Source organism: Microvirga antarctica (assembly GCF_017921815.1).
GTDB classification, from domain to species: Bacteria; Pseudomonadota; Alphaproteobacteria; order Rhizobiales; family Beijerinckiaceae; genus Microvirga; species Microvirga antarctica.
Window position 1 is genome coordinate 157,466 of the sequence record NZ_JAGEMM010000004.1, and the last position, 26,132, is coordinate 183,597.

The window sequence follows — 26,132 nt, forward strand, 5'->3', positions numbered from 1 at the left end:
GGCACCCCAGCGGGCATTATTCCCGCGGGGCTTATCTTCAACAATCAGACTTTTGCGATGGCTGCTGCGATCTCCTCGGCGGATTGGCCGGTCATATCTTTCGCAATCTCACCCACGAGCTTCGCTTCAAGTTGCTTATGCCAGTGTTTGCGCAGCTCTCCCAAGGTTTTGGGAGCGGCGACCACGACCAGATAAGTCATTTCACCGGCCAACGCCCGCTTGTTCAGCATGGCAGCTACGCCCGCCGCAAATCCATCTTCCGCCTGGGTGTCATTGTCGGGATTACCAGAGCTGGAGCTATGGCCGCCTGATCCAGCCCGGCCCTCTTCCATATGCGGCGTCGCCAGAGGCGACAAATGGGGGGCGTGATCTCCCACATTGGTGAACATGAGAAGCTTCTCGCCGTCTACGACCGCCACGAGGGCGCCTTTTTCCAAGATCATCACGCACGTCCTTGCATCTTTGATGGGGCATGGCTAACGGCCCTGGGAAGATGCGGTTCCTCAGGCCGACGCGGCCTGGTCGACAGACGGACGCACCAGGTCGCGATTCTGATTGCAGTTCACGTGGGGCAACTGGCCAGGGGCGCGCTGTTGCGGCTGTCTCGATCACGCGTCAGAGGCAGGTTCCTGCGCGACTGTGCCAAATCCCACAGGTAACCGCCTTGGCGGTCTGGCTTTCCCAAGAGCGCTCTGGCACGGTGGGGATGCTCTTGTGCACAACATTGCTTGAGATCGCCCACGCCTCAGTAAATCTGGCCCTGCCAAGTAGGGACGGATACCGGGACTTGGGGATGGTGGAAATCCGCCTAGGATGACGATCGGTATTGGATCAAGTCGAACTGGTCACCGGGAACAAAACGGTATCGTCATATGATGTCATCCGCCGATGAGTGACCGTCCCAGACCGATGCGCATGGCCTATTGGAGCATGGGTCTTTTGATCGTTGCGGCGATCGCCATCGCCATCCATTTCGGCTCACCGCATGCGACGATCCGCGTGACGACGGGCGCCTTTGGCACGGAGAGTGCACGTTTCATCACCGCACTCAGCACGGAATCCGCAAAGGATCACCCGCTGATCAGGTTCCAGCCTGTGCCGGTTGCAGACCTCCAAGCCAGCTCAGCTGCGATCGAGTCAGGAACGGCGGATCTCGCGCTGATCAGGAGTGATGTCTCGCCCCCGGCCAATGGACAGACGATCGCCATCATTCGGCGGGATGCGGTGGCCTTGGTGCTCCCTCCAAAATCGCCCATCGACAGCATCTCGAAGCTGGTGGGTAAAACCATCGGGATCCCTGAGGGACGGCTTCAGGTCGACAATTCTGCGCTGCTTGATACGATCCTTACTTATTACAATGTCCCTCCTAAGGACGTGCACCGGGTCTTCCTGCCTCCGGACGCCATGGTGGCGGCTGTTCACCAGAAGCAGATCGCGGCGATCCTTTCTGTTGGCCCGGTCGCTCCAGGCGAGGCAGTCGCGGCCGTGTCCGCGATGGCGAAAGGCACTGGCGGGACGCCAACCTTGCTGGCATTCGCTGATGCGGACGCCTTTCACAGCCGTTACCCCGCCTTCGAATCTCTCGATATCCCGGAAGGCGGTCTGCGGACGCGCCCGGCAACGCCGGACGACACGGTCACGACCCTGTCGGTGAGCTATCGGCTTGTTGCCAGCGACACCATGCTCGACGTCATCGCAGGCGCCATCGCGCGGGACATTCTCACGGGAAAGCCGAAGCTTGTGGCGCTGACCCCCCTCGCAAGCCAGATCGAGGCCCCAGACCCTGACGACAAGAATCCTATCCTTCCGGTTCATCCCGGTGTGGCCAACTATCTCAATAATGGCGAGCAGAGCTTCTTCGACGAATTCCAAAGCTATTTCTACGTGCTCGCGGCGGTATTGAGCGTTTTGGGGTCCCTCTCTACTGCCGTCTTGGCGCGATTGAGAACTCGCCGCTCGCTCGCCGACCAGGCGAGGATCGGTGAGATGATCCAGATTGCCGACGCCGCCCGCGGCGCCGACGAGGTGACACTCGACCGGCTAGAGGAAACCCTGCATCGCCTTGTCGACAACGCCGTGGCCTCAAGCGGCCACGCCGGCGACGGCTCGACGGTTTCGCTTGCGGTCAATCATGCACGCTATGCGATCCAGGCCCGCCGGGGTGTGCTGCTAGCCGGTGGCGGGGTCGCGAGAGAGCTCGGGTCGCGGCAGGTGGCATTGTAACGCGGCAACGTGCGACGGCTCACCACGGCGTCGCGCCAAAGCACACGCTTTGGGCGACGTGAGTTCGCAATGACGATGCGAGCGGAAGGAGCGTCGCAACCCTCTTTTACCTGGCGATATGCCAGAGAATTGCTCCACGGCCATCCTCGCCCCCCCTTCAGGCAGCTGCCGCCGATGCCTATGCAGGCAGGACCACGACCTTCGTCTTGACGGGTGTGCGCGAATAAAGGTCGATCATGTCCTGGCTGAGGAGGCCGATGCAACCGCTTGTGATGCCGCTCCCGATCGTTTCGGGCACGCTTGTGCTGTAGATCGTGTAGAGCGTGTAGACGCCATTCTGATAAAGATAGAGGGTCCGGGCGCCCAGTGGGTTGTCGAGCCCACCCGGCATGCCACCAGCATATTGGCGGGCCTCTGGCTGGCGCTGGATCATCTCCTTGGGCGGCGTCCAGACCGGCCACTCGGCCTTGCGTCCGATATAGGCGTCACCGCTCCATTGGAAGCCGGCGCGGCCCACATTGACGCCGTAACGCGTCGCATCTCCGTCGCCCTCAATGCGGTAAACGTAGTAGTTGCCCGGGTCGACGATGATCGTTCCCGGCGCTTCCTTGCTCTCGTAGCGCACCGTCCGGCGGAAATATTTCGGATCGACCTTGGCGACATCGACCGCTGGAATGGGGAATTTCTCGTCAGGCACAGGCCCGTAGACCTTTGCGGCTTCGGCGAGGCTCATGCCGTCGGACGTCGCGCAACCGGTCAGCCCGAGCGCGCCGAGGCCGATGGCAGAGCCAAAGAGAAACGACCGGCGGTTCAGAAGCCCCGACCGAAACTCATGCCGAGCGACGTCGTCTGCCTCCCGGGCATCGTCAATACTACCATTCGAAATCATGATCTGAAAGTTCCTATGTCCCGTTGCTCGACTGTCGTGCGGATCCGAGATTGGCCTCGCGCGGCTCGAATGGCAAGCACCTGCCGCAGACGGTGCGGGCGAGCCGGAATCAGACACGATAGCGTCCGCACGGTCAGCACGTCGAAAGGTTGCGGGGACGCCGCCCCTCACCAAGCGGAACCCCACCATCCCTCGCGTGCGCGCCTACCCTGGGTCCGATGCTGCCCAGTTCGGGTCCGTCCTATTTGCCTCCGTCGACAAGAAGCGTCTGTCCGGTGACCCAACTTGTCTGTTCAGACGAAAAGAACATTACGGCACCTGCAATGTCGGACGGCTTGCCCGTGCGCCGCATCGCGATCTTCTCCAAGGCCGCGCGCTGCCCTTCGGCTCCGAGCGACTCCCACTTTGCTTCCGAATAGGGATTGCACGGGATGGACCCCGGCGCCACACAGTTGACGGTGATTCCGAATTCTCCGAGTTCGTGGCCGAGCTGTCGGGTCAGGCCAATCATCGCCGCTTTGGTGGCGGCATATGCCTGGATGCCGGTGACCGTCAGTGCCAGACCAGCCCCGCTCGAAATATTCACGATCCGTCCGTAGCCTGCCTTCTTCATCGCTGGAACGACTGCCTGCGTGCAGTAGAAAGCGCCAGTCGAGTTGATGTCGAAGATGATCTGCCAATCATCGGCACTGACATCCTCGACTGCTTTTCCCGACTGGCCTGCCAGGCCGCCGGCATCATTGACGAGAACGTCGATCCGGCCTGTGCTCGACAGCGCCTCATCGGCATAGGCCTGGACCGCGTTCCTGTCGCGCACATCCACCGTTCGAACTTTGATCGGGCGCGTTGCAAGCCGCGCTGTTTCCTGCAGTCCCTCCTCATTGAGGTCGCAGCACCAAACGTCAGCGCCGCTATCGGCGAAGGCATGGGCGATGCCCCTGCCGAGGCCGTGACCTGCGCCGGTGACGAGAACGGTCCTGTTAGAAAAATCATTTACAAAAGACAATTTATTCCCTCTCGACATTTGTGCATAAGCGAAGGATGCTTTTGCTATCTAGACTGAACTTGACGAGAAATAAAAGAGCGGCTTCAGGCGGAATATCTCCGACTGCCAAACGCATATCCTTTCACTGATCATGACCCATTCGAGCGGCGCAGATCCCTGCGCCGTGTCCTTGCCTGTGATCTGTCAGTCGCGGCTCAATGAGAAGAAGTTCGGACAATCGATGCGTCTTCAGAAGTACATTTTGCTCCGGACCATACAGGTCGTGCTCGTCGTCTTCGTCGTCATAGCACTCAATTTCGTGCTGATTCACCTTGCGCCCGGCGATATTGGCAGCATTCTTGCCGGTGAGACCGCAGATCCGGAATATCTGGCAACCGTGCGGAGCAGTTACGGACTGGATCGGCCCCTCGGTGAGCAGCTGCTGCGCTATTTCGGCCGCATCCTCACAGGCGATCTGGGCCAATCCTACCGTTCTCATGCGCCTGTGCTGGACGTCATCCTGCCCCGCATCCCCGCTACCCTTCTGCTCGTCGGGACAAGTCTCGTCATTTCAGTCGCCGTCGGGACATTGATCGGGAGCCTGATTGCACAAAAGCCCGGCTCCTGGCTCGACACGACCGTCAGCACCCTGTCCGTTGCACTGTTCAGCATCCCAGTGTTCTGGCTGGGCCTCATGCTGATCCTGGTTTTCGCGGTGATGAACCGCTGGCTCCCCTCCAGCGGCATGACAACGCCCGGCGGTGTGCGTGAGGGGTGGCCCGCCGTCCTTGACGTCGCCCGACACCTCGTTCTTCCGGCGATCTCGCTCTCCGCCATCTGGATCGGTCAGTACATTCGCATCGCAAAGACCGCTGTTTCCGAGGCGTTATCCGAAAACTACATCACGACGGCGCGCGCCATCGGTTTTCCTGAACGCGACATCGTGCTTCGTGATGCGCTCAGCAACGCTCTCCTGCCGATCGTCACGGTCTTCGGCCTGCAGCTCGGTCTCGTCCTGACCGGCGCGGTGTTGACGGAGACCGTCTTCTCATGGCCCGGGCTCGGTCGCCTGATCTATGAAGCAATCCTCACACGCGACACACCCGTCATCATCGGCGCCTTCATTCTGATGTCACTGACCGTTGGCATTGCATCACTGGCGACAGACCTTCTCTACGCCGTCCTCGATCCCAGGATCGCCCTGTGATGTCGAGATCTGTTGCCATAGCGAAGGCCGTCATCGGTCAGCCCGTCACACTCGTCAGCGCGACGATCGTTGCCGTCGTGTCGATCCTCGCATTCGCCGTCCCGTATCTGGGGCTGGTTGACCCGGAGGCGATGAATGCCCTCCCGTCCCAGCCACCCGGTGCGGCGTACTGGATGGGCACTGACAATTTCGGGCGCGATATCTTGGCGCGTATCATCTGGGGTGCGCGCGTCGCATTGATCGTCGCGATCGGATCCTCGGCGCTGTCGACAATCCTCGGAATCGTGGTGGGGTCGGTTTCTGGCTATTATGGGGGCTGGGTCGACAGCGTGCTCGGACGCGTCTTCGACATCTTCCTGCTTATTCCAACGTTCTTTTTGGTGCTCCTGATCGTCAATCTATTCGGCTCTAATCTGGGGCTGACGATGTTTGCAATCGCCATCACGACATGGCCTCGATCGGCAAGGATCATGCGGGCTCAGGTTCTCAGCCTTAAGTCGCGGACCTACGTTCAAGCATCTTTGGCCGCCGGAGCATCGAGCTGGCAGGCGCTTGTGTCTCACGTGATCCCGAACGGCATCGCGCCCCTGATTACGGACGGCGCCATTCTCATGGGCCTCGCGATTCTCACAGAGGCCGGGCTGAGCTTTCTCGGGCTCGGCGACCAGAACAGCGTGAGCTGGGGGCGCATGATCTATGAGGGTCAGGCCTACCTGCGCAGCGCACCATGGATTTCTATCTTTCCTGGCGTGTCGCTCCTGATCCTCGTCTCCGCCCTGAATCTGCTCGGCGACGCTCTCAACCGCGCCCTGAATCCACAGATCAGAGCCCGGCAACGCGTGGCGCGACGCCGGCCACCGATTAATGCTTCGCCCGAACCGGCTCCCGTCGCGGACGATGTGATCCTTCGGGTCGATGACCTCGTGCTCACTTACTATGTGGGCGGGCGCGAAGTGCGGGCGGTCGACGGTTTGTCGTTCGCGCTGCGGCGCGGCGAGAGCCTTGGCATCGTCGGAGAGAGCGGATGCGGAAAAAGCAGCCTTGGATCTGCCCTGCTGCAGATCCTGCCACCCAACGCCGTCCTGTCCGCCGGCCGGATCCGCATTGACGGCCGGGACGTTGTTGTTGACGGCCGGGCGGTCGTTGAGCGCGGTCAGCCGCGATTCCAGGCTCTCCGCTGGACGCGTGTCGCCATCATCTTCCAGAGCGCGATGAACGCGTTGAACCCGGTTTTCACGGTCGGCGACCAACTGGTCAGGGCCTATCGTCTCCACCGTCCAAAGGACGGCCGGGAGAAGGCTCGGCAGAGGGCGACCGAAGTGTTTGAGATGATCGGGATCGCGCCCAATCGCCTCGGCGCCTATCCGCATCAGCTGAGCGGGGGCATGCGCCAACGGGCGATGATCGCGCTCAGCCTCATGCTGGAGCCCAAACTTCTCGTCGCCGACGAACCGACAACCGCCCTGGATGTCCTCATCCAGGACCAAATCCTTGGCGAGATCGATGCACTGCGCCAGCGCTTGAATTTGACGCTGATCCTGATCTCTCACGACATGGGCGCGGTCGCAGAGACCTGCGAACGGATCGCCGTGATGTATGCGGGCAAGATCGTGGAACTGGCATCGACAGCAGCCATCTTCGAGAGACCGAGTCATCCCTACACGCGCGCGCTCATCGCCGCATCGCCGACTCTGACGAAGCCTAGGACCGCACTTGCCGTCATATCGGGCGAGGCGTTTCATGCGGGCGACGTGCAGAGTGGATGCCGTTTCGCGCCGCGCTGCCCGATGTCTCAGGACATCTGTCGCGAGAAATCGCCCGAGCTTCTTCCCGTCGCGGGCAATCAGTTCGCAGCCTGCCACTTCGCATCCGCCGTCGTTGAACAACCCGCCGGGGAAATGGCCTAATGAACCGTGGACTTCTCGAGGCGCGCAATCTTCGGATGGACTATGGCGTCAGCGGCGGATTTATGGATCAGCTTCTGGGCGCTAAGCGAGCGCCCTTGCGCGCCGTCGACGACGTGTCGCTCACGATCGCGCAAGGCGAGACACTTGCTCTCGTGGGTGAAAGCGGATCCGGCAAGACGACGACCGGTCGCATCATCACGCGACTTGAACGCCCAACCTCAGGAAGCCTTCTCTTTGAGGGGCGGGACGTGACCGCGTTAAGCGGGGCGGCGCTGAGGGCCTATCGGCGGCACTGTCAGATGATCTTTCAGAACCCCTATGAATCATTCGATCCCCGTTTGACCGTCGGCACATCCGTCGCAGAACCGCTGAGGCTTCAGGGGATCGATTCCTCAGCCGAGCGTCGAGAGCGTGTGATGGCCGCGCTCGACGCCGTCGACCTGCGGCCATCGTCGATCTTTTCCAACCGATTTCCAACCGATCTATCCGGCGGCCAGCTTCAGCGCGTGTCGATTGCGAGAGCGCTTGTTCTCGAGCCAAAGCTGGTGGTGGCTGACGAGCCCGTGAGCATGCTCGATGTGTCGATCAGAGCCAGCATCATGACGCTGATGTTGAAGCTGCAGGAGAGAATGGGCCTCTCCTATCTCTACATCACTCACGACCTCGCGGTGGCCCGGCACATGTCAAGCCGTATTGCCGTGATGTATCTCGGAACGATCGTCGAAGAAGGCCCCACCGATGTCATGATCGCGGGCGCAGCGCACCCCTACACACGGCTACTCGTCGCTGCAGTGCCTGAGTATCGAGCCGGTACACGCCGCAGCCGGATCAAGACACGGGGAGAGGCAGCCGCTTCGGATGCCGTCATCGGCGGCTGTCGATTCCATCCCCGATGCCCGCTGGCAGCCGACATCTGTCGCGAGGTGATCCCCCCGCGCGTGAATTTGGCCGCTGGCCATTTCTCAGACTGTCATTTTGCAGAGACAGTCGCGTCGCGCGGCCTCGCAGTGCGCGAGCCGCGCGTCGCCTAGTTATTTTGCCGGGGGTTTGACAGCCGAATATCCGTACCACGTGATCGACTTGTTGAATCCATCTTCGTCAGTCGGGAAGCCGGTCCAGCCCGGGCGCTTCAGAGTGGTCTTCTGTTCGTTGAACAGGTTCACATACGGGACATCGCGAACGATGTTGGCCTGAATGCGCTGATAGAGAGGCTGCCGCTGGGCCGGGTCGATGAGGGTGATCGCACGTTCGGCAAGTTCGTCCACCTCAGCGTTGCTATAGCCGGTGTAGTCGCGCGGTCGGCCGGTCGCGAAATGTTCGCGATAGGCGTCCGGATCGGGCCCATACCGCGTGGAATAGCAGCTCAGGTCGAACTTGCCCTGCGGGAGGATGTTGAAGAAGCTTGCTTGATCGTACAGCACGATGCTGGCGTTGATTCCGACCTGTCGCAATTGTTGAACAATAATCGGCATCATGGCCTTGCAATCAGCCAGCGGCTGGCCGGTGACGGTTGTGGCAAAGCGCCATCCGTCAGCACCACGCTTGTAGCCCGCCTCGTCGAGGAGTTTCTCCGCCATAGCCTTGTCGAAATGCGGGAAGACAGCCGCGGGATTGACCCATTTCTCCTGCGTTTCCACGCTTGCGTTGTAGGTCGGTCGCCACAAGCCGCCGAAGGCCAGACGGTTGATCGCATCGCGATCGAGCGCATAGGAAATGGCCTGGCGCACCTCGAGCTTGTCGAAGGGCGCTTTGCGCATGTTGATGAGAAGATCCCGTCCGTAATGCGAGGGCGTGAACACGACCTGCACGCTCGGATCCTTCTGGAGCGCCGGCACTTCAGAAAGAGGCGGCGCGTAATCGAACGGCAACCAGGGATATTGTCCGGCATCGAACTCAGCCCGCGCCACGTTGGCGTCGGTCACATGCTTGATAATGACGCGGTCGACGGCGGGCTTGCCGCGGAAATAATCAGGGTTTGCCGCAAGCTCCACCGAGCCGGGTTCCATGCGAACAAACTTGAACGGTCCGCTCCCGATCGGCTTGAGCACATTGTCGCCCTTATCGAAGCCGTCGACCTTCTCCCACAGATGCTTCGGATAGATCTTACCCCACCATTGCGCCGCCTGCGCCATCATGGGAATCACAGATACGTCGACCGTTTTCATGCGCAAGATCACGGTGTCGGGGTCGGGCGTCTCGATCGACTCGACGTTTCGTAGAAACGTGGAATACGGATACTTCTTGGCGATGATGGTGTCGTAGGTGAACTTGACGTCGGCCGAAGTGACAGGCTCCCCGTCGTGCCACTTGACGTTCTTTCGCATGTGGAAGGTATAGACCTTGCCGTCCGCCGAGACATCCCATTTCTCGGCTAGATCGCCGTAAGCCGATGTCCCGCGGAGCACGCCCCAATCCATCGTGAACAGGGTACTGTAGATGTTGCTGGCAGCAGGATAGGCGCCACTGTCGATGGCGAAATTGGGACTTAAAGTCTTGGGCGAGTCGAGCTGCGGAACAATCAGCGTCACAGGATCTGCGGCGGATGCCGCACTGGCGAGCGCGAAGCTGGCACCACAGACCATCAGCGCACGGCGAAAGGGAGGGAGTTTCATGGGCCGCTCCGATGTGTCGATGTGAAAGCAGCACGCCGCTGCGACAAGCACCATGGGTTCATGATTTTGAGTTGTTGTCAAACACTCAAAGCCTTTGCACGCAACGAGTTGAAAAGCTGCAGTGATGCTGCGCAATTGCCCGTTCTTCGAGCGGTCCCTGCATCGTTTCCGCGCGTCTGATGCACGAGAACCAAGACGATACGGGGTGCCTCGATGGATCGACCATCGGGCAAGATGATACGCCCGCATGAAGTCTTGAATTTAAGTCACATGTACACTCGGTCCTCATGCCGATTCCGGTTGGCCGCCCACGGGACTCAAATCTGCCGCCTGCAAGAGAGCCTGAACTGCATCGATTCAACTTGTCAAAGCTCGCTTTGACATTGGGCGTGCACGGATCAACTCCAGGAATCTGGCCATCTCGTTCGTCACGATCATGAGGCCCTCATCTCCGCCCAGCCCTGGCTTGGTGAGCATGAAGTCGGCTCCGCAGGCCAACCCAATATGCGCCGTGATGCGTGCGGATTGATCAGTCTCGTTGGCTGTGCCGCCGAGGCATGCGCCGACGCCACGCTGCCGGCAATGCAAGAGAGCTTCGATCGTATTGGTGATGCCGCCGAGGTCGTTTCGGCGCTATGACGCCCCCAGGCTTTTGCATGACATAGGGGAGTTCCGAGGTTTGGTCGCCTTTCGGGGGCCTAGTTCCACGAGTTGCAGCGCCGCTCCCATACCTCTCTAATCAGATCAGTGGTACATGATGCTACCGCGATCCTTTGTCGTGCCCTGTCTCGGAGGGGCGTGCGCAACTTCCACGGGTTGAGGCAGGCGACCGGACAGACAGGGAAAGCGTGCGCATCGGCGGCTCCCGGTTTATCACTGCGACACGTCCGCGGGCGGGATTCGGGATAGTCGCGGGCGAGCGGAAAGGTCCGCGATCTCCCGCCAAACAATCCCCGCGGCGGCGATCAGGCCGATCAAATCCGCGCCACTCTTGCTCCTTCCAACGCCGCGGGGTTGACGACCCGGATGGGATTGCCGGCGAGGAAAGCCAGCACGTTATCGGCGGTGTCCTCATAAAACACGCGGAACAGCTCTTCGACCGTGTAGCCAAGATGCGGCGTAAGAATGACGTTCGGCCACTGACGAATCGGATCGTCGTCCGGAAGCGGCTCGCGGTCGAAGACGTCCAGTCCGGCACCGGCTATCTGCTTGCCAATGAGCGCGGCATGGAGAGCCTCGCTATCGACGAGGCCGGCACGCGCAGTGTTCACCAGAAGGGCGGTTGGCTTCATCAGGGCGAATTCGGGCCTGCCGACAACGCCTCGGCTGCGATCGCTCAGGACGAGATGAAGGCTTACGATGTCGCTCCGCTTGAAGAGCTCTTGCTTGTCGACCCGCTTGACCCCAACAGCGGCGGCCGCTTCGTCTGTGAGGTTCTGGCTCCATGCAATGATCTCCATTCCGAACGCGCGACCGATCGGAACCATGCGTGAGCCGAGACGTCCGACGCCGATGAGGCCGAGCGTCTTGCCCGACAAGACCTGGCCCAGCGTGCGCTGCCAGCCCGAGTGACGCATGTTGTTCGCCTCAAATGGCAGGTGGCGCGCGAGCGAGAGAATGAGGCCCCAGGCCAGTTCGGGCGTGGCGTGATGGCCGTTCCCTCTCCGCGTTGTGCCGCAAACGACGATCCCCAAGTCTGTGGCGGCCGCCAAATCGAGAGTTCGATGCTGCGCGCCCGTGAACGTGATCAGTTTCAGGCGCGGCAGCCTTTCGAGGAGCTCGCGGGGGAGAGCCATGCGCTCGCGCATCGTGCAGAGGATGTCGAAAGGTTGAAGACATTCGACGGCCGCATCGATGCTTGGAAAAGCACGATCAAAAACCTGAATCGCGCATTGCGCCGCCACGGCGGACCAGTCGGCAAGATCGAGGGCTCGGTTCTGGTAATCGTCCAGGATCGCTATCCGCATTTTGGTCTCCTTCGGCGCCTGGGCCGCCCACTTGTCATGCCTGTTTGGACAAAGAAAACTTCGATATACGGGAGGCGCTTCCGCCGGGATTCAGGTCGGTCAACGACGGCCGCGCTCATGGATCGATCCTTCCTTTCTCGCACGTTTCCTTGTCCGGACTGGAAAGCCATCCGGCTTTCACGAGAATGCGATAGAGAGGCAACCCCAGCGTGTTCACCATGACGTTTCGCATCACGTGGCATGCGATGATGATCGCCAGGTCGAGATGAAGAAGCTGCGCCGTGATGCTCATCTCGACCATCCCCGCCGGCGAGGAAGCCAGAGCGGCATCGGCCAGATCGATCCCGGTCAGCACCTGCGCAAGGTACGAATAAATCAGGAGAACCCCGCCGAGCATGAAGACAAACAGAAGCATGACACAGGCTGCGCGCGGCATTCTCCTGAGTGTTTCACGACGGAAGCGGACGCCGATATTCACACCAAGAACGATCTGGGCGGCCGCAAGAATCGTCGACGGCATGCGACCCTGGAGGAAGCCAAAGCTTGTCAGAACGCTGACAGCGATCAGGCTTCCGATCATCCAGGGGTTTGCAAGTTTGACCAGCGACAGGGTGTAGGCGAAGCCGCCGCCTACGAGGACGATGAGCACGACGGTCAGGAAAGGGAGGGGCGCCGCGGCAGGAAGGTCGGGAGCCGAACCAGGTTCTCCGAAAGTGAGAATGAGCGTCGGCAGGAGCAGGACAACAGCGGCCACGCGTATGGCGTGCGCAAGCGCGACCATTTCAGCGTGTGCGCCGACGGAACTCCCGATCGTGGCCATTTCCGAGAGACCGCCGGGCATCATCGCAAAGTATGCCGTTGTGCCATCAATACGTGCGAGGCGGGCAAGGCCGATGCTGAGCACGGCGCCACTGGCGATGGCTACGGCAGCAGTCGCGACGAGGAATCCAGCCCAGGAACCGACCGATGTGATCATGGGAGCTGTGAGATAAAGGCCAGTGGACGCGCCGATGATGCTCTGTCCGATCCGCCGGACCGGCACAGGTGCATAGGGCGCAAGGCCCGCGATCGAGAACACGGCCGAGACGACAAGAGGCGCCAGAATCCAGGCAAGTGGAATCCCCGTAGCCGATGCGCCCGCGCCTGCGGCGGCGGCCGCAAGATAGCAGGCCACAGTGCGAGCGATGGCGCGGTGACGGGGCGGGCGACGTGTCAGGTGTGGGCCTCTTGCATCGGTGCCTCGTAGAGCGCCCGGGGAACCCCGACGCCGTCGGCCATCGTGTCGAAGGTGATGCGGACCTGCTGTCCGACGAGATCGGCTTCCACAAGCTTCTTGTCAGGATCAACGACATCGAGAAACAGTCGCGGACCCTCTGGAAGCTGCAGCATCACGACGCTGTAAGGAACTTCCGTGCGCCAGTCGGGCGTGTAACCGCGGTGGAAAACAAGATGCGACAACACTTTCCCATGGCGGCTCACGCCGGTCCATGTGCTGTGCGGCGAAAGACACTTCGTACAGGCGGGCCCAATCGGGAATCTGATATGGCCGCAATCGTCGCATTTCTGCATTTTGAGTTCGCCTCGCGAGGCGGCCTCCCAGAAGGGCAAAGAGAGGGGAGTTGCGGCGGGAACAGGCTTCGTCATCGGGCATCCTTCCGAAGGATCATTGCATTTGAGCAGTTCAGGATCATACCGCGCCCGGTGACGAGGCAATGCTCGACATCCGGAACCTGTCGCGTGCCGGATTCGCCCCTGACCTGACGAACGCCTTCCACGATATGGAGCCAGCCTTCCATATAGCTCTCGGACAAGTTTCCGCCCGCAGTATTGACCGGCAATTCTCCGCCGAGCCTGATACGGCCGTTCTCAACAAACGCGCCGCTCTCCCCGGCTCCGCAAAATCCCGCATGCTCCAGCCACAGCAGAACGGAGATCGTGAAATTGTCGTAGAGCTGCGCAACCTGAATATCCGAGGTCGCGCAACCTGCCATCGCAAAGGCGTCGGCCAACGCCCGCTTCTGGTGCGGGACGTACCACCAGTCTTCCTGCTCGAGATTCATGGTCGTATGGGCCTGACCGAAACCACCGACCAGCACGGCCGGCTTGCGAAGGTCGCGCGCGCGCTCCGTCGATGTGAGGATGACGCAGACGGCCCCGTCCGAGATGAGGCAGCAATCGAGCAGATGCAGCGGCCTGACGATCCAGGGCGAGGCTTGATGATCTTCCACGGTGATCGGATCACGCATCACGGCTGCCGGATTCAGGGAGGCGTGATAGCGGCATGCAACCGCCACCTCCGCCAGCTGTCTGCTGGTCGTGCCGTAGGTGTGCATATGACGGTCGGCCGCGATTCCGCTGTTCGCAGCAGCACTCATCATACCCCACGTCGCCCAGCTGGTTTCACCGCCACTGGCGCGGTCGAACCGGCTGCCGCCGGTTTTGGCCGTGTCGCCGAAAATACAGGCGACCGTCGTTGCGAGGCCCGCGGCAATGGCCATCGCTCCCATCTGCACGAGGCAACCCGCTGTGGCGCCGCCCATTGTCATGCTGCCGGTGTAGCGTGGATTGATTCCGACGGCTTCGCCAAACCGCAGAAAGTGGAGGCCCCCCTCGGGTGAGGTCGTTCCGGGCATCGTCAATATCCCGTCGACATCGTCCTTTTTCAGCCCCGCGTCATCAAGGGCATGACGGAACGCTTCAATTCCGAGGTCCAATGGGGTGCGGCCGCTCAGCTTTCCCTGTGGCGTGGCGCCCACACCTGCAAAAGCGATGGTATCGGATATTTTCACTGCCAGATCCTGCTGTCGGGAATGGCCTCGCCGGACGGAAGGCCAAGTGTGGTCTCTTTATGCCGCGTGCGTATTCGCTTGCGGATCCGCTGCGCCCAGTCTGAGCGAAATGCGACGGCCTGCATCGATCATGATCTCGGTGAAGCGCTGCAGCTTCGATGAAAAGCGGAAGCTTGGGCCTGTCAGCGTGAGACAGGATGGCACCTGGCCGGTGTGATCGCGCAGCGGCACCGAGATGGCCTCAGCCCCTTCGACGCGCTCCCCCCGCGAATGGGCAAATCCTTGTTTCCGGATGGAGCGGAGGTTTCGCGCAAGTGCGGCCTTGTCCAAGCTGCCAGCGCTCTCGGCAATGACCCGATCGAGCAGCGCATCCTCGTTATAGGCAAGCAAGAGCTTTCCACTCGCGCCGCGTCCCAGCGCAACTGTTTCGCCCGGTCGGATAATGCTCTTGAGCGGGTGGGGACTTTCCAGGACGTCTACGCAAACGCGGTTCGTCCCATTGAGCACGCTGAGGTCGACGGTTTCACCGGTCGCCGACACCACCTCGATCATGACCGCGCGAGCGATATCCCGAATGCTGAACGTTCGCTGCGCGATGGCGGCAAGGCGCATTAGCTTGTGCGAGAGACAGTAATCCTGGTTGGCGAGTTGCAACACGTAGCCCGTCTCCACCAACGTCGAGAGCAGGCGGAAGGCTGTCGCCTTTGGAAGCCCGGCGCGCGCGGCTATCTCGTGAAGAGGCAGCGACGGCTTCTCCTCATCGAAACATTCCATCAACGCAAGAACGCGTTCGACTACCCGTGTCATTGGTTCCCCCCGAGATCTACTCGTTCCATCGCCGATCATAAAACGAAACGCGTTTCATATTCCACTGTACAAAACGCATTTCATAAAATAGCCTTTCGATCAAGCGGTACCTCAAAGCTGCGCCAAGGAGGAAGATATGTCTGCACGATGGACCGTTCCGGCGTGGCCACAGCCCGGTGGATTCTTTGGATCGAAACGTGCTGGCCTCGCCGCTCTGGTGGCGCTGTGCGGGACCGCTCTCCCGGCTCTTCCCGCCCATGCGCAGAATGCCGACGTCTATCCAGACCGGCCCGTGCGCATCATCGTCCCGCTAGCGCCCGGCGGAAGCGTGGATCTAGTGGCCCGGATCACCGCGGAGGCTCTGACGGCCGCCTTCGGCAAATCGTTCATCGTCGAGAATCTTGCAGGAGGCGGTGGGACTGTCGGGACGGGTGTCGCGAGCAAGGCCAAGCCCGATGGTTATACGCTCGTTGTGGGCAGTTCCAGCACCTTCGGGGTCAATCCCAGCCTCATGAAGAACCTGCCCTACGACGCGAAGAAAGATTTCGAGCCGATATCGCTGATTTCCTTCGCGCCGAATGTTCTCGTGGTTCCGTCGTCTTTGCCGGTCAACACCGTGCAGGAGTTCGTCGCGCTCGCCAAATCGAAGCCGGGCGAAATGAGTTTTGCATCCTCTGGCACAGGCGGCTCACCGCACCTTGCGGGCGAACTCTTCAAGCGCGAGGCGGACATCGACCTTATTCACATTCCCTACAAGAGCAGCGGTCAATCCATGACCGACCTTCTCAGCGGCCGCGTGAACATGTCGTTCTCCACACTCATCGCCAATCAGGAACAGATCACGGCCGGGCAGCTCAAGGCGCTCGCGGTCACGACGAGCGAACGAGTCGAGACGCTCCCGAACGTGCCGACCATGGCGGAAGCCGGCTATCCGGCGGTCCGTATCACCGCGTGGAACGGGCTGCTCGCTCCCGCAGGCACGCCCCCGGCGATCGTCGACAAGCTGAGCGCAGCGGTTCAGAGCGCCATGCACTCGCCGGCAGTCGTGCAAAGGCTGAAGCGCGACGGCGCGGTTCCGGTCGGCAGCACACCAGCCGAATTCAAGTCCTACATCGCCGAAGAGATCGCGAAGTGGGCGCAGGTGATTAAAGCCGCAAATATTACGGTCGAATAGGCAAGCCCGGGAAAGCTCCAGAGAGAAAACGATACTTGCAACGACAAGGGATGGAAGCACCATGAAATTGAGCCAGATAGCCTACACGGCGGCGATGCTGACGTTATCGACATTGGGAATGCAGCACCAAGCTCTCGCACAGGACGCTTCGTCCGCCTACCCAACCAAGCCCATTCGATTGATCGTTCCGTTTGCGCCCGGCGGGAGCACTGATCTGGTGGCGCGGCTCGTGGCCGCAAACCTCAGCAAGAGCCTTGGGCAGCAGGTCGTCGTTGAGAATCACGGCGGCGGAGGGACCGTCATCGGCACGCAGATGGCGGCAAACGCCCCAGCCGATGGCTACACGCTCCTGCTCGGATCGACCACGCTCTCTATCAATCCCGGACTGCGCAACGACCTTCCCTACGATACCATGAAGGCCTTCCAGCCGATCAGCAATCTCTCGCGCATTCCCTACGTCCTGGTGGCAAGCCCGAAGGCCGGCGTGAAGACGATAGCGGAGCTTCTCGCCAAGGCGAAGGCGGAGCCCGGGGCCATCAATGTCGGCTCACCGGGCGTGGGCAGCGGGGGACATCTCGCGTCCGAGCTGTTCGAAATGCTGGCGGGTGTCGATTTCGAGCACGTTCCCTACAAGGGCACCGGACCGGCAATGACGGACCTGTTGGGTGGGCAGATCGACCTGCTGTTCGGGACCATCCTCTCCGTCATGCCACATATTCAATCGGGCGCATTGATCCCGCTCGCCATTTCGACAGGGGAGCGTTCCGCATCCCTTCCTGATTTGCCGACCATCGCCGAGAGCGGCGTGCCCGGCTACGAGGCGTCCTCGTGGAACAGCCTCCTGGTGCCGGCCGGGACTCCTGCGCCGATCGTGGATCGTTTGAACGGCGATATCAGGAAGGCGCTGCAAAGCCCCGATGTCGTGAAGGCCCTCGAGCAGGACGGCGCGCGGCCCAATCCGACCACGCCCGACGAGTTTCGCGCGTATCTCGGCAACGAGATCGAGAAATGGCGCAAGGTTATTAAAACCGCCAACATCCGCCCTGAATAGCATCGGGCTTCACTCCGGATTTCCCTGGCGGCGCCGGATGTCCGACGCCGTTCCTCTCCTGATTGGGTTTGGTTGATGAATTTTGAGATGACCCCGGAGCAACGCGCGCTGCAGGACGAAGCCCGCAAAATCGCGCGGAGCGAACTGGCCGGAAAGGCAGCGCATTGGGATGCGACTGGCGAAGTGCCCTGGGAGAATATCCGAGTGCTGGCAGCCAACGGCTATATGGGTCTGGTGCTTCCGGAAGAGCACGGCGGGTCTGGCGCGAATCTGCTGGATCTCGTGATTGTTCTTGAGGAACTTGCGTGGGCATGCGTGAGCACGAGCCTTTACGTGTTCAGCGCCAACGCGCAGGGCAACCGTATTGTGCAGTTGGGAACCGACGATCAGCGAAAGCGGTACGTGCCGAGAATCGCGGCCGGGGATTTTCTGGCATCCCACGCCATGAGCGAACCCGGAGCGGGATCGGATGCCCGGCAACTGAGGACCCGAGCCGAACGGCGGGGGGACGAATACGTCGTCAACGGCGACAAATGCTGGATCTCGCGCGGCGCGGTAGCCGACCTCTTTCTCGTGAACGTATCGTTCAGGGAGGAAGGCAAAAAGGGACTGCTTCTCGTGGAGCGCGGGACCGATGGCCTCGAAATCGGCAAGGTCGAGCCTCTCATGGGCCATCGCGGAAGCCCTTCGACTGAACTCCATTTCAAGGATTGCCGCGTCCCCCTGAATCAGCGCATGTCGGACGGCGATCTCGGCTCTTCGCTGATGTCGATGAGCTTCTCGCGTTGCTGCAACGCGGCGATGGCACTCGGTGCAGCCCAGCGCGCATTCGAGGACGCGGTCGACTACATCCAGACGCGCGAAGCTTATTCAAAGCCGCTTGCCGACCTTCAGGGCCTTCGGTGGATGGTGGCCGACATGAAGGTCAAGCTGGAGGCCGCGCGCCTGTTGATCCACCGCGCTGCCGCTAGTGCGGCCAGTGGGTTTCCCTCGGAGTCGCAGGCAGCTGTGGCGAAGACATTTGCCAATGAGGCTGCCCTTCAGGTGATTTCCGACGCTATGCAGCTCATGGGGGCTAACGGCTATTCGCGCGAGTATCCCATTGAGCGCCTCTACCGGGATGCCCGCGGCTTCGCCATCGCCGGTGGCACGACACAGATCCAGCGAAACCTGATCGCCCGCTCCGTTCTTGGGCGCCGCGTACATGCACAAGGCTGATGTCATGGTGACGAAGAAACTCTCGGAGTTTGTGGTCGACACAGCCGCCGGAAGCATCCCCGATGCGCTGATTCAGAAGGCCCACGATGCGTTGCTTGACACGCTCGGTGTCACCCTCGCGGGAGCGCGTGAGGACGCTTCGGGAATTGCTCAGGCCTGGGCTGCTGAAACGGGCGCCAGACCGGTGTCGCGAATCCTTGGAACCGCGCAGTCCAGTTCGCCGGCCGAAGCGGCCTTCGCCAATGGCATTGCGGCGCACGCGCTCGACTTTGACGATAGCCTCCCCAGCATGAGGGGACATCCCAGCGCGACGCTGGTCCCGGTTATCCTGGCGGTGGGAGAGGCTGCTCGTTCGTCTGGGCGAGAGGTCCTGACGAGCTATCTGCTCGCCCTCGAAATCGGTGGGAAGCTCGGTCGGGCCATTGGCCATAACCACTATCTGAGGGGTTGGCATTCAACGTCCACGATCGGGGCCTTCACGGCAACGGCCGCCGCCGCGCGGTTGTGGCGCCTGGATGGCGAGCAGTTGCGGACGGCCTGGGGCATCGCCGCGTCCATGAGCAGCGGACTCGTGCGGAACTTCGGCACGATGACGAAGCCGTTTCATACCGGTCACGCCGCTCGCGTCGGTATCACGGCGGCCTGGATGGCGCGCAGCGGACTGTCTGCCGACCCCGCCATTTTCGACGGCGATAATGGCTTCCTCCAGGTCTACGGCTTCGGTGAAGGCGAGAATCTCGCGGATCTTGCCGTCTCTCTCGGACAAGCCTGGGAGATTGAGCGTCCTGGAATGTACGTGAAAGGCTGGCCGTGCTGCTACTGCAACCACCGACCTGTCGGTGGATTGCTGCAGCTCATGACCGAGAACGACATCAAGCCGGACGATATCCGTGAAATCGCCGTCGGGTTTGTTCCCGGCTCCGATCGCGCGCTGATCAAGGACAATCCTCAGACGGGATTGGAGGCAAAGTTCAGCATTGAGTATGCTGCTGCGGCTGCCGCACTGGACGGGACGTTGGGCCTCGACAGCTTTACGGACGAGGCCGTTCATCGCCCTCGAATCCGCGCCTTGATGAAACGCGTCCGCCGCTATCGGGTCGAAGCGGAGGGAATCTTCTCAGGGGTCGTCGGCTTTACGGACGTTACAGTCGAAACCGGCAAGGGCTCGTTCTCAATGCGCGTCGATCGCGTTCCCGGGTCGCCGGAATGGCCTCTTTCACCGGCCGAGCGGGAGCACAAGTTTCTCGATTGCGCCGCGCGCGCACTGGGCCTTGCGGGGGCCAGATCCCTCCTCGCCCTCGGGCGACGGGCGAGCCAACTGCATGACATCTCCGAACTTACGGCGGCGTCCGTCCCTGAGCAACAAGCCACCGCTGGGAAGCGAGCATGAGCACCGGGCAATGGACGGGCGGGAGCCTGTGTCGGCGACGCCGCGAGCGCATCGCTTCCCTTCTCAGCCGTGCAGTCCATGCGTTGAACACGAGGAGCAAGGCGTGACGAGTGCACTCGCCGGATTGCGCGTCCTGGATATGTCCGGACCGCTTGGCAATTACTGCGGCAAACTCTTCGGCGACCTTGGCGCCGATGTGATTCTCATTGAACCGCCCGGTGGAACCCAGCTTCGCTCTGAACCTCCGTTCATTCACGACAGGGCCGACATCGAAAGTAGTCTGGCCTTTGCGTATGCCAACACCAGCAAGCGCAGCTTGACTCTCGATCTGGAAGATCAGGGCGACCGCGCGACCTTTCTGCGGCTTGCAACAACCGCGGACCTTGTCATCGAGACGTTCAGCCCGGGGACACTCGGCAGTCTCGGTCTAGACTACACAGCGCTGATGTCGACAAACAAGAGACTCGTGCTGACGAGCATCACGCCTTTTGGCCAGACCGGTCCCTATGCCCAGTATCAGGCGGACGATCTCGTTGGACTGGCAATGGGCGGGCTGCTGTATCTGGGCGGTTATCCTGACACGCCGCCTATTACGACCTATGGAAACCAGGCCTATGCCGCGGCCAACCTGTGCGGGGCCGTCGCGTCGATGATCGCCGTGCTTGCCGCCGAACAAACCGGAACGGGCGAGCATGTGGATGTCTCCATGCAGGAGGCAGTCGTGATGGCCCTCGAGACCGCCGCGCAGTTCTACGATCTCGAAGGTGCGATCAAGAAGCGCTGGGGCGGCAAACAGCGTCATGCTGGGACGGGCGTGTTTCCGTGCAAGGACGGGTACATCTATTTCATGGCCGGTGGCGTCGGCGGAAACCGGTTCTGGCGACTGAGCTGCGATTGGTTCGAAGAGGAGGGCGTGCCGGGATCCGCGCAGTTCCGTGATGAGCGTTGGTTCACGCACGAGTTCCTCAGCACCGATGAGGCCAAGACGATCTTCCACGATGTGTTCGTGCCCTATGCGGCCAACTTCACCATGGAAGAGCTTTATCGAAAGGGTCAGGACAAGCATGTCCCCATTGCGCCGGTCAGTACGCCAGCCGACCTGCTCAAGAATCCGCAGTTGCAGCACAGAGAATTCTTCGTCGAGATGAAGCACTTTCTCCTTCCGGAATCGTTTCTTGCCCCCGGTGCTCCTTACGCGTTGAGCCGGACTCCTTGGCGGATGTCCCGTCCCGCGCCGCGCCTTGGGGAACACAATGCGGAGATCCTCGAGGAACTCGGTATGGCGTCGCAGCCCCGCCCGACGCGTCGTGCCGTGGGAGCGACCCGATGACGAAGCGTGGACCACTTGCGGGCATTCGCGTCACCGACTTCACCTGGATCGGCGCGGGTTCCTTTGCCACCAAGATGCTCGCGGATGCAGGTGCCGAGGTCATCAAGATCGAAAGCGCCGAGCGGCTCGACAGCTTGCGGGTTGCTCCCCCATTTAAGGACAGGATCAAGGGCGTCAACCGCAGCGGCTATTTCTCAGACCGCAACACCAGCAAGCGGAGCTTCGCGCTCAATCTGAAGGACGCGCGGGCCCGCGAAATCGTCCTTCGACTGGCTAAGGAGAGTGACGTCGTTGCGAATAATTTCACGCCGGGTGTGATGGAACGCCTCGGACTTGACTACGACAGCATTCGGGCGATCAAGCCTGACATCATCTACCTGTCGATGTCGATGCAAGGCTCGTCAGGCCCCCATAGCCGCTATCTTGGGTACGGTCTCACAATCGGTGCGCTTTCAGGTTTGCATCATCTGTCTGGTTTGCCGGAGCGCCTGCCAGCCGGAACAGGCACCAACTATCCGGATCATCTGCCCAATCCCTGCCACGGCGTGTTTGCGCTGCTGGCGGCGCTCAGGCACCGGAGGCGCACGGGCGAGGGACAGCACATCGACATCGCTCAGACCGAGCCGACGATCGCTCTGCTGGCGCCGTCGGTCCTCGAATACACGGTCAACGGCCGAGTCGTGAATCGGACCGGCAACGACCACCCATCCTTTGCACCCCATGGTGTCTATCCCTGCGCAGGGACAGATCGCTGGCTGGCAATCGTCGTCACGACCGACCGGCAATGGCAGGCTCTGGTCGAGGTGCTCGACGCGCCGGCCTGGACCGCGGACGAGCGGTGGAACACCGCGTCCTCACGCCACGCCAATCGGCGCGAGCTCGACATCAGTCTCGGCGAGGCGACGCGCCAGTGGTCAGGTGAGGAACTGATGAACCGCTTGCAGGTAGCCGGTGTCGCCGCAGGCCTTGTGCAGGATGCGGCGGATCTCATTGATCGGGATCCGCAGCTGGCGCATCGCGGACATTGGGTCAGGCTCGACCACGCGGAGATGGGCGTGTCGCTCTACAACGCGCCGCCCTATCGGTTCTCGTCGTCCCGTGTCGAACTGGCCTCGGCGGCCCCGCTGTTGGGGGAGCACACGCTGGAGATCCTGGAGGAGGTCCTCGCTATCGGCAGGGTAGAGGGACAGCGGTTGATCGACGAAGGGGTTCTGGTGTGATGGAAAACCCGATCGTCGACGCATCCATGGCCGCGCACGGCGTCACGGAACGTCTGGCTGCCTTCGTGGTCGATCTCCCGACCGCGTCAATCCCCGAGATCGCTTATGAGAAGGCGCAGAAGAGCCTGTTCGACACGGCTGCCTGTATCGTTGCCGGGGCCGTCAGCGAAGAGGCGGAGGCCTTGCTGGAATTTGCGAAGTCGCGGGGGCTGGGGAACGCGCCAATCATCGGGACCGGGATGACGGCAGACCCGGCAACGGCAGCCCTCCTCAATGGCACGTTCGGTCACGCCCTCGACTATGACGATGTCCTGTCGATCATGCCTGCTCACCCAAGCACGGTCATCCTGCCGGCGCTCCTGGCCGTCGCGCCGCAGGGTACGCCGGGCGGGAAACTGATCGAGGCCTATATCGTCGGGCTCGAGGTCGGGGCAAAGCTCGGGGTTGCAATCGGGAACGGCCATTATCGGCGCGGCTGGCATGCAACGGGCACCTTGGCGGTATTTTCAGGCGTCGCGGCTCTCGCTCGCCTGCTTCATCTCGACCGCAAGCAGGTGCGCAACGCCTTTGGCGTGGCGGCATCGACAAGCAGCGGCCTGCAATGCAACTTCGGTACGATGACCAAACCGTTCCACGCCGGATGGGCCGCTCACAACGCGGTCACCGCCGTGCTGCTGGCGCGTGCGGGACTGACGGCGAACCAGGACGTCTTCGAGGCGGAATCCGGCTTCTTCAGCACCTACGGCACTGAGCGATCGGACCTGTCGAAAGCGATCGACCGGCTCGGGGACCCGTTTGCCATTCAAACGCCGGGGCTCGCCCTGAAGAAATATCCCTGCTGCTACGCGCTTCACAGGCCGATCGACGCGCTTTTGAAGCTGCGCACCCGGCTGGATATCTCCCCCGAGACCGTCGAACGCGTGACATGCAGAGTGGCGCCCGGCGCCCTCCGGCCATTGATTCACAGTCGTCCGAAGACCGGGCTCGAAGCCAAGTTCAGCCTCGAATACACCCTCGCGCTCGGCGTTCTGGATGGGCGTTTCGATCTCGTTGCCTACAGCGATGCCGGTGTCGCCCGCCCCGCAGTGCAGGCCCTGCTGCCGAGAATGGTCAAAACCGAAGATCCGCAGTGCTTCGGGACGGATTCGGAGGCGTCTCAGCGCAGCGCCGGAACCGTCGGCTTCGTGGAGGTTACGGTCGAGCTCCGAGACGGCACGGGCGAAACCGTCCGCGTGGACCGGCCGGTTGGCTCCCCTCAGCATGAACTCTCCTGGCAGGACCTGATGGAAAAATTTGACGATTGCGCGCGCGAAGCCGGCCTGTCCGCCGGGGAAGGAGAGGCGGCGCGAGGTCACTGGCGCGGTCTTCGCGAACTCCCTGACGTTCACGTGGCCGTGCAAGCCTTGAGAGGGAGACACTCGTGACAGTCGACGTGCGCAAGACAGGGCATATCCAGATCATCACGTTGGATCGGCCGGACCAGCTCAATGCCATCGATCCCGACACGCGCCGGGCGTTGGCGGAGGCATGGCAGCAGTTCCGCAGCGACGACGATGCCTGGGTGGCGATTCTCACAGGGCGTGGGGAAAAGGCCTTCTGCGTCGGCGCGGACCTCAAGAAGACGATGCCCCCCGAGGGCAGCTTCGCGGCAACTCATTTCAGCTCTGCGGGCGGCGATGAATTATGGCGTCCCATGCGCAACCTGTGGAAGCCAGTCATCGCAGCGATCAACGGCTTCGCATTCGGTGGAGGGCTTGAACTGGCGCTCGCCTGCGACCTTCGAATCGCGTCGACGAATGCGGTGTTCTCGCAGTCTGAGGTGCGGGTCGGTTCGATGGTCGGGGCCGGCGGCGCTATCCGGCTGATGAAGGCCGTCCCGGAAGCCGTCGCCATGAAGATGCTGCTCACCGGAACCCGGATCGGCGCCGAAGAGGCGCATCGCGTCGGTCTGATTAGCGATCTGTTTAAGCCCGCCGACCTCATGGCGAGAGCCGAGGAAATGGCCGAGGAGATTTGCCGGAACGCGCCCCTCTCCGTACGCGCGACCAAGATGGCTGCCGTCCTCGGCCAGGCCATCCCGCAAGATCAGGCGCTGGAGGTCGAGAGATTGCTGTGGGGCCTGCTCCGAAACACGGATGATCGGATCGAGGGCCGAGTCGCCTTCGCTGAAAAGCGGCAACCGCAATGGCGCAGCCGATGAAAAACCAGGACGACGGCGACCAGGAGCGGATCCCCTGCGTGATCATGCGGGGCGGAACCAGCAAGGGCATATTCTTCGACGAAGGCGACCTACCCTCCGATCCCCGAAGTCGCGAGCGGTTGATCCTGTCGATCATGGGCAGTCCCGATCCGAGGCAGATCGACGGTCTCGGCGGGGCGGATCCATTGACGAGCAAGATTTGCATTATCGGTCCGGGAGCAGCCTTCGACGCCGACTGCACGTACACATTCGGTCAAGTCGGCATTGACGAGCCCTACGTGGCGCTCGCGGGTAATTGCGGCAACCTGTCTGCCGCCGTCGGGGTCTATGCGGTGGAGCAAGGTCTTGCCCCGGCGATCGAGCCGGAGACCGTGGTTCGCATCTACAATACCAATGCGCGGCAAATTCTCATCGCCAGGGTTCCTGTTCGCGACGGTCGTCCGATGGTGACCGGCGACTATGTCATCGCCGGGGTGCCCGGAAGCGGCGCCGAGATCCGAATGGACTATTCCAGAACCTCGGGCGCTACGACCGGATCCGTCCTGCCGACAGGCCGCTCTAGGGATCGCATCCATGTTGCGGAACTCGGCCGCGACGTCGAAATCTCGATCGTCGATGTGGCAAAGGCCACGTGCTTCTTCAATGCCCGGGACGTCGGCCTCACGGGAACCGAAGGGCCCGATGCGTTCACGGCGGAAATCCTCGCTCGCTTCTGGGCCATCCGGAACGCGGCGGCGCGCTACATCGGCTTGTCGCCGGACTCCCGCCTCCCGACACCGGTCGCGGTGGCGGAGCCGGCACCTTACGAGAACTACATGACCAAGGAGATCGTGCCTGCGGAGGCGGTCAGCTTTGTCGCCAGGCGGGTCATCGGTCCGCCACCACGCCTGCATAAGGCGTTCGCGTCGACCGGAGCGGTCTGCACGGCCGTCGCGTCCCGCCTGGAGGGCACGATCGTCCACGCGGTGTCCAAGCCGCCGGTCGACGACCTTGTCCGCATCGGCCATCCAAGTGGCGTCTTCCCGGTCAAGATTGTCCTCGATGCGGCCGGCACTCTGTTGGAAGCTTCCTATTCCCGAACCGCACGCCGGATCATGGAAGGCACGGTGCTCGTGCCACGGGAGCGGTTGAGGTCAGACACCGCGCGCTGATTGAAGGAGCAA

General features: G+C 61.8%; 22 protein-coding genes and 1 pseudogene. 13 read left to right on the forward strand and 10 right to left on the reverse strand.

Going from position 1 to position 26,132, the window contains the following annotated elements; genetic code table 11:
* Nucleotides 1-44: 44 nt before the first annotated feature.
* Nucleotides 45-443, reverse strand: a complete 399-nt coding sequence (locus J4G32_RS14010; RefSeq protein WP_210495575.1) for a baeRF12 domain-containing protein — start codon at nt 441-443, stop codon at nt 45-47.
* A gap of 445 nt (nt 444-888) precedes the next feature.
* On the opposite strand from J4G32_RS14010, the gene J4G32_RS14015 reads away from it, so the two are divergent.
* Complete coding sequence (locus tag J4G32_RS14015; protein WP_210495578.1) at nt 889-2,223, forward strand: TAXI family TRAP transporter solute-binding subunit; 1,335 nt, start codon at nt 889-891, stop codon at nt 2,221-2,223.
* Nucleotides 2,224-2,401: 178 nt separating this feature from the next.
* Here J4G32_RS14015 and J4G32_RS14020 read toward each other — a convergent pair whose 3' ends face one another.
* Nucleotides 2,402-3,112, reverse strand: coding sequence for a L,D-transpeptidase (locus tag J4G32_RS14020; RefSeq protein ID WP_210495581.1), 711 nt, complete (start codon nt 3,110-3,112; stop codon nt 2,402-2,404).
* A gap of 241 nt (nt 3,113-3,353) precedes the next feature.
* On the reverse strand, nt 3,354-4,118 hold the full coding sequence (locus tag J4G32_RS14025; RefSeq protein ID WP_246505067.1) for an SDR family NAD(P)-dependent oxidoreductase: 765 nt from the start codon (nt 4,116-4,118) through the stop codon (nt 3,354-3,356).
* Nucleotides 4,119-4,338: 220 nt separating this feature from the next.
* On the opposite strand from J4G32_RS14025, the gene J4G32_RS14030 reads away from it, so the two are divergent.
* The 3 genes from J4G32_RS14030 to J4G32_RS14040 are packed head-to-tail and all read left to right on the forward strand — an operon-like array spanning nt 4,339 to nt 8,242.
* Complete coding sequence (locus tag J4G32_RS14030; protein ID WP_210495586.1) at nt 4,339-5,304, forward strand: ABC transporter permease; 966 nt, start codon at nt 4,339-4,341, stop codon at nt 5,302-5,304.
* Nucleotides 5,304-7,211 carry a dipeptide/oligopeptide/nickel ABC transporter permease/ATP-binding protein gene (locus J4G32_RS14035; protein WP_210495589.1) on the forward strand — a complete coding sequence of 636 codons (1,908 nt, stop codon included), beginning with the start codon at nt 5,304-5,306 and terminating at the stop codon, nt 7,209-7,211. The genes J4G32_RS14030 and J4G32_RS14035 overlap by 1 nt, the downstream gene beginning before the upstream one ends.
* Entirely contained in the window at nt 7,211-8,242 is a 1,032-nt protein-coding gene (locus J4G32_RS14040; protein WP_210495593.1) for an ABC transporter ATP-binding protein, read from the forward strand. The genes J4G32_RS14035 and J4G32_RS14040 overlap by 1 nt, the downstream gene beginning before the upstream one ends.
* On the opposite strand, the gene J4G32_RS14045 is transcribed toward J4G32_RS14040, so the two are convergent.
* The 7 genes and pseudogenes from J4G32_RS14045 to J4G32_RS14075 form a co-directional block, all read right to left on the reverse strand.
* Nucleotides 8,243-9,823: an ABC transporter substrate-binding protein gene (locus tag J4G32_RS14045; protein ID WP_210495595.1), complete on the reverse strand. Its 1,581-nt coding sequence runs from the start codon at nt 9,821-9,823 to the stop codon at nt 8,243-8,245.
* 357 nt (nt 9,824-10,180) lie between these two features.
* Nucleotides 10,181-10,438: pseudogene (locus J4G32_RS22195) on the reverse strand (hypothetical protein); the annotation flags it as partial.
* Nucleotides 10,439-10,797: 359 nt separating this feature from the next.
* Nucleotides 10,798-11,790 carry a D-2-hydroxyacid dehydrogenase family protein gene (locus J4G32_RS14055; RefSeq protein ID WP_210495602.1) on the reverse strand — a complete coding sequence of 331 codons (993 nt, stop codon included), beginning with the start codon at nt 11,788-11,790 and terminating at the stop codon, nt 10,798-10,800.
* Between the two features lie 115 nt (nt 11,791-11,905).
* Entirely contained in the window at nt 11,906-12,964 is a 1,059-nt protein-coding gene (locus J4G32_RS14060; RefSeq protein WP_210495605.1) for an AbrB family transcriptional regulator, read from the reverse strand.
* A gap of 38 nt (nt 12,965-13,002) precedes the next feature.
* On the reverse strand, nt 13,003-13,434 hold the full coding sequence (locus tag J4G32_RS21805) for a Zn-ribbon domain-containing OB-fold protein (protein ID WP_210495616.1): 432 nt from the start codon (nt 13,432-13,434) through the stop codon (nt 13,003-13,005).
* Complete coding sequence (locus J4G32_RS14070; protein ID WP_210495619.1) at nt 13,431-14,579, reverse strand: thiolase family protein; 1,149 nt, start codon at nt 14,577-14,579, stop codon at nt 13,431-13,433. Before J4G32_RS14070 ends, J4G32_RS21805 begins: the two co-directional genes overlap by 4 nt.
* A 57-nt stretch (nt 14,580-14,636) precedes the next feature.
* Entirely contained in the window at nt 14,637-15,386 is a 750-nt protein-coding gene (locus J4G32_RS14075) for an IclR family transcriptional regulator (protein WP_210495622.1), read from the reverse strand.
* Nucleotides 15,387-15,522: 136 nt separating this feature from the next.
* Between J4G32_RS14075 and J4G32_RS14080 the strand changes: the two genes are divergently transcribed.
* From J4G32_RS14080 to J4G32_RS14120, 9 genes are all read left to right on the forward strand, one after another.
* Nucleotides 15,523-16,560 (forward strand): Bug family tripartite tricarboxylate transporter substrate binding protein, encoded by a 1,038-nt coding sequence (locus J4G32_RS14080; RefSeq protein ID WP_210495626.1) that lies wholly within the window; start codon nt 15,523-15,525, stop codon nt 16,558-16,560.
* A 61-nt stretch (nt 16,561-16,621) separates the two neighbouring features.
* The gene (locus J4G32_RS14085) at nt 16,622-17,611 is read left to right on the forward strand and encodes a tripartite tricarboxylate transporter substrate binding protein (protein ID WP_210495629.1); all 990 of its coding nucleotides are present in this window, start codon (nt 16,622-16,624) and stop codon (nt 17,609-17,611) included.
* An 87-nt stretch (nt 17,612-17,698) separates the two neighbouring features.
* The gene (locus tag J4G32_RS14090; RefSeq protein WP_210495636.1) at nt 17,699-18,829 is read left to right on the forward strand and encodes an acyl-CoA dehydrogenase family protein; all 1,131 of its coding nucleotides are present in this window, start codon (nt 17,699-17,701) and stop codon (nt 18,827-18,829) included.
* Complete coding sequence (locus tag J4G32_RS14095) at nt 18,816-20,219, forward strand: MmgE/PrpD family protein (protein ID WP_210495640.1); 1,404 nt, start codon at nt 18,816-18,818, stop codon at nt 20,217-20,219. Before J4G32_RS14090 ends, J4G32_RS14095 begins: the two co-directional genes overlap by 14 nt.
* A 103-nt stretch (nt 20,220-20,322) precedes the next feature.
* A complete protein-coding gene (locus tag J4G32_RS14100; RefSeq protein ID WP_210495644.1) occupies nt 20,323-21,549 on the forward strand; it encodes a CaiB/BaiF CoA transferase family protein in 1,227 nt (408 codons plus the stop codon).
* Nucleotides 21,546-22,769, forward strand: coding sequence for a CaiB/BaiF CoA transferase family protein (locus J4G32_RS14105; protein WP_210495648.1), 1,224 nt, complete (start codon nt 21,546-21,548; stop codon nt 22,767-22,769). The genes J4G32_RS14100 and J4G32_RS14105 overlap by 4 nt, the downstream gene beginning before the upstream one ends.
* Nucleotides 22,769-24,193 (forward strand): MmgE/PrpD family protein, encoded by a 1,425-nt coding sequence (locus J4G32_RS14110; RefSeq protein ID WP_210495651.1) that lies wholly within the window; start codon nt 22,769-22,771, stop codon nt 24,191-24,193. Before J4G32_RS14105 ends, J4G32_RS14110 begins: the two co-directional genes overlap by 1 nt.
* Nucleotides 24,190-24,969, forward strand: coding sequence for an enoyl-CoA hydratase/isomerase family protein (locus J4G32_RS14115; protein ID WP_210495655.1), 780 nt, complete (start codon nt 24,190-24,192; stop codon nt 24,967-24,969). Before J4G32_RS14110 ends, J4G32_RS14115 begins: the two co-directional genes overlap by 4 nt.
* Nucleotides 24,966-26,120: a 2-methylaconitate cis-trans isomerase PrpF family protein gene (locus J4G32_RS14120; protein WP_210495658.1), complete on the forward strand. Its 1,155-nt coding sequence runs from the start codon at nt 24,966-24,968 to the stop codon at nt 26,118-26,120. The genes J4G32_RS14115 and J4G32_RS14120 overlap by 4 nt, the downstream gene beginning before the upstream one ends.
* Nucleotides 26,121-26,132 lie beyond the last annotated feature (12 nt).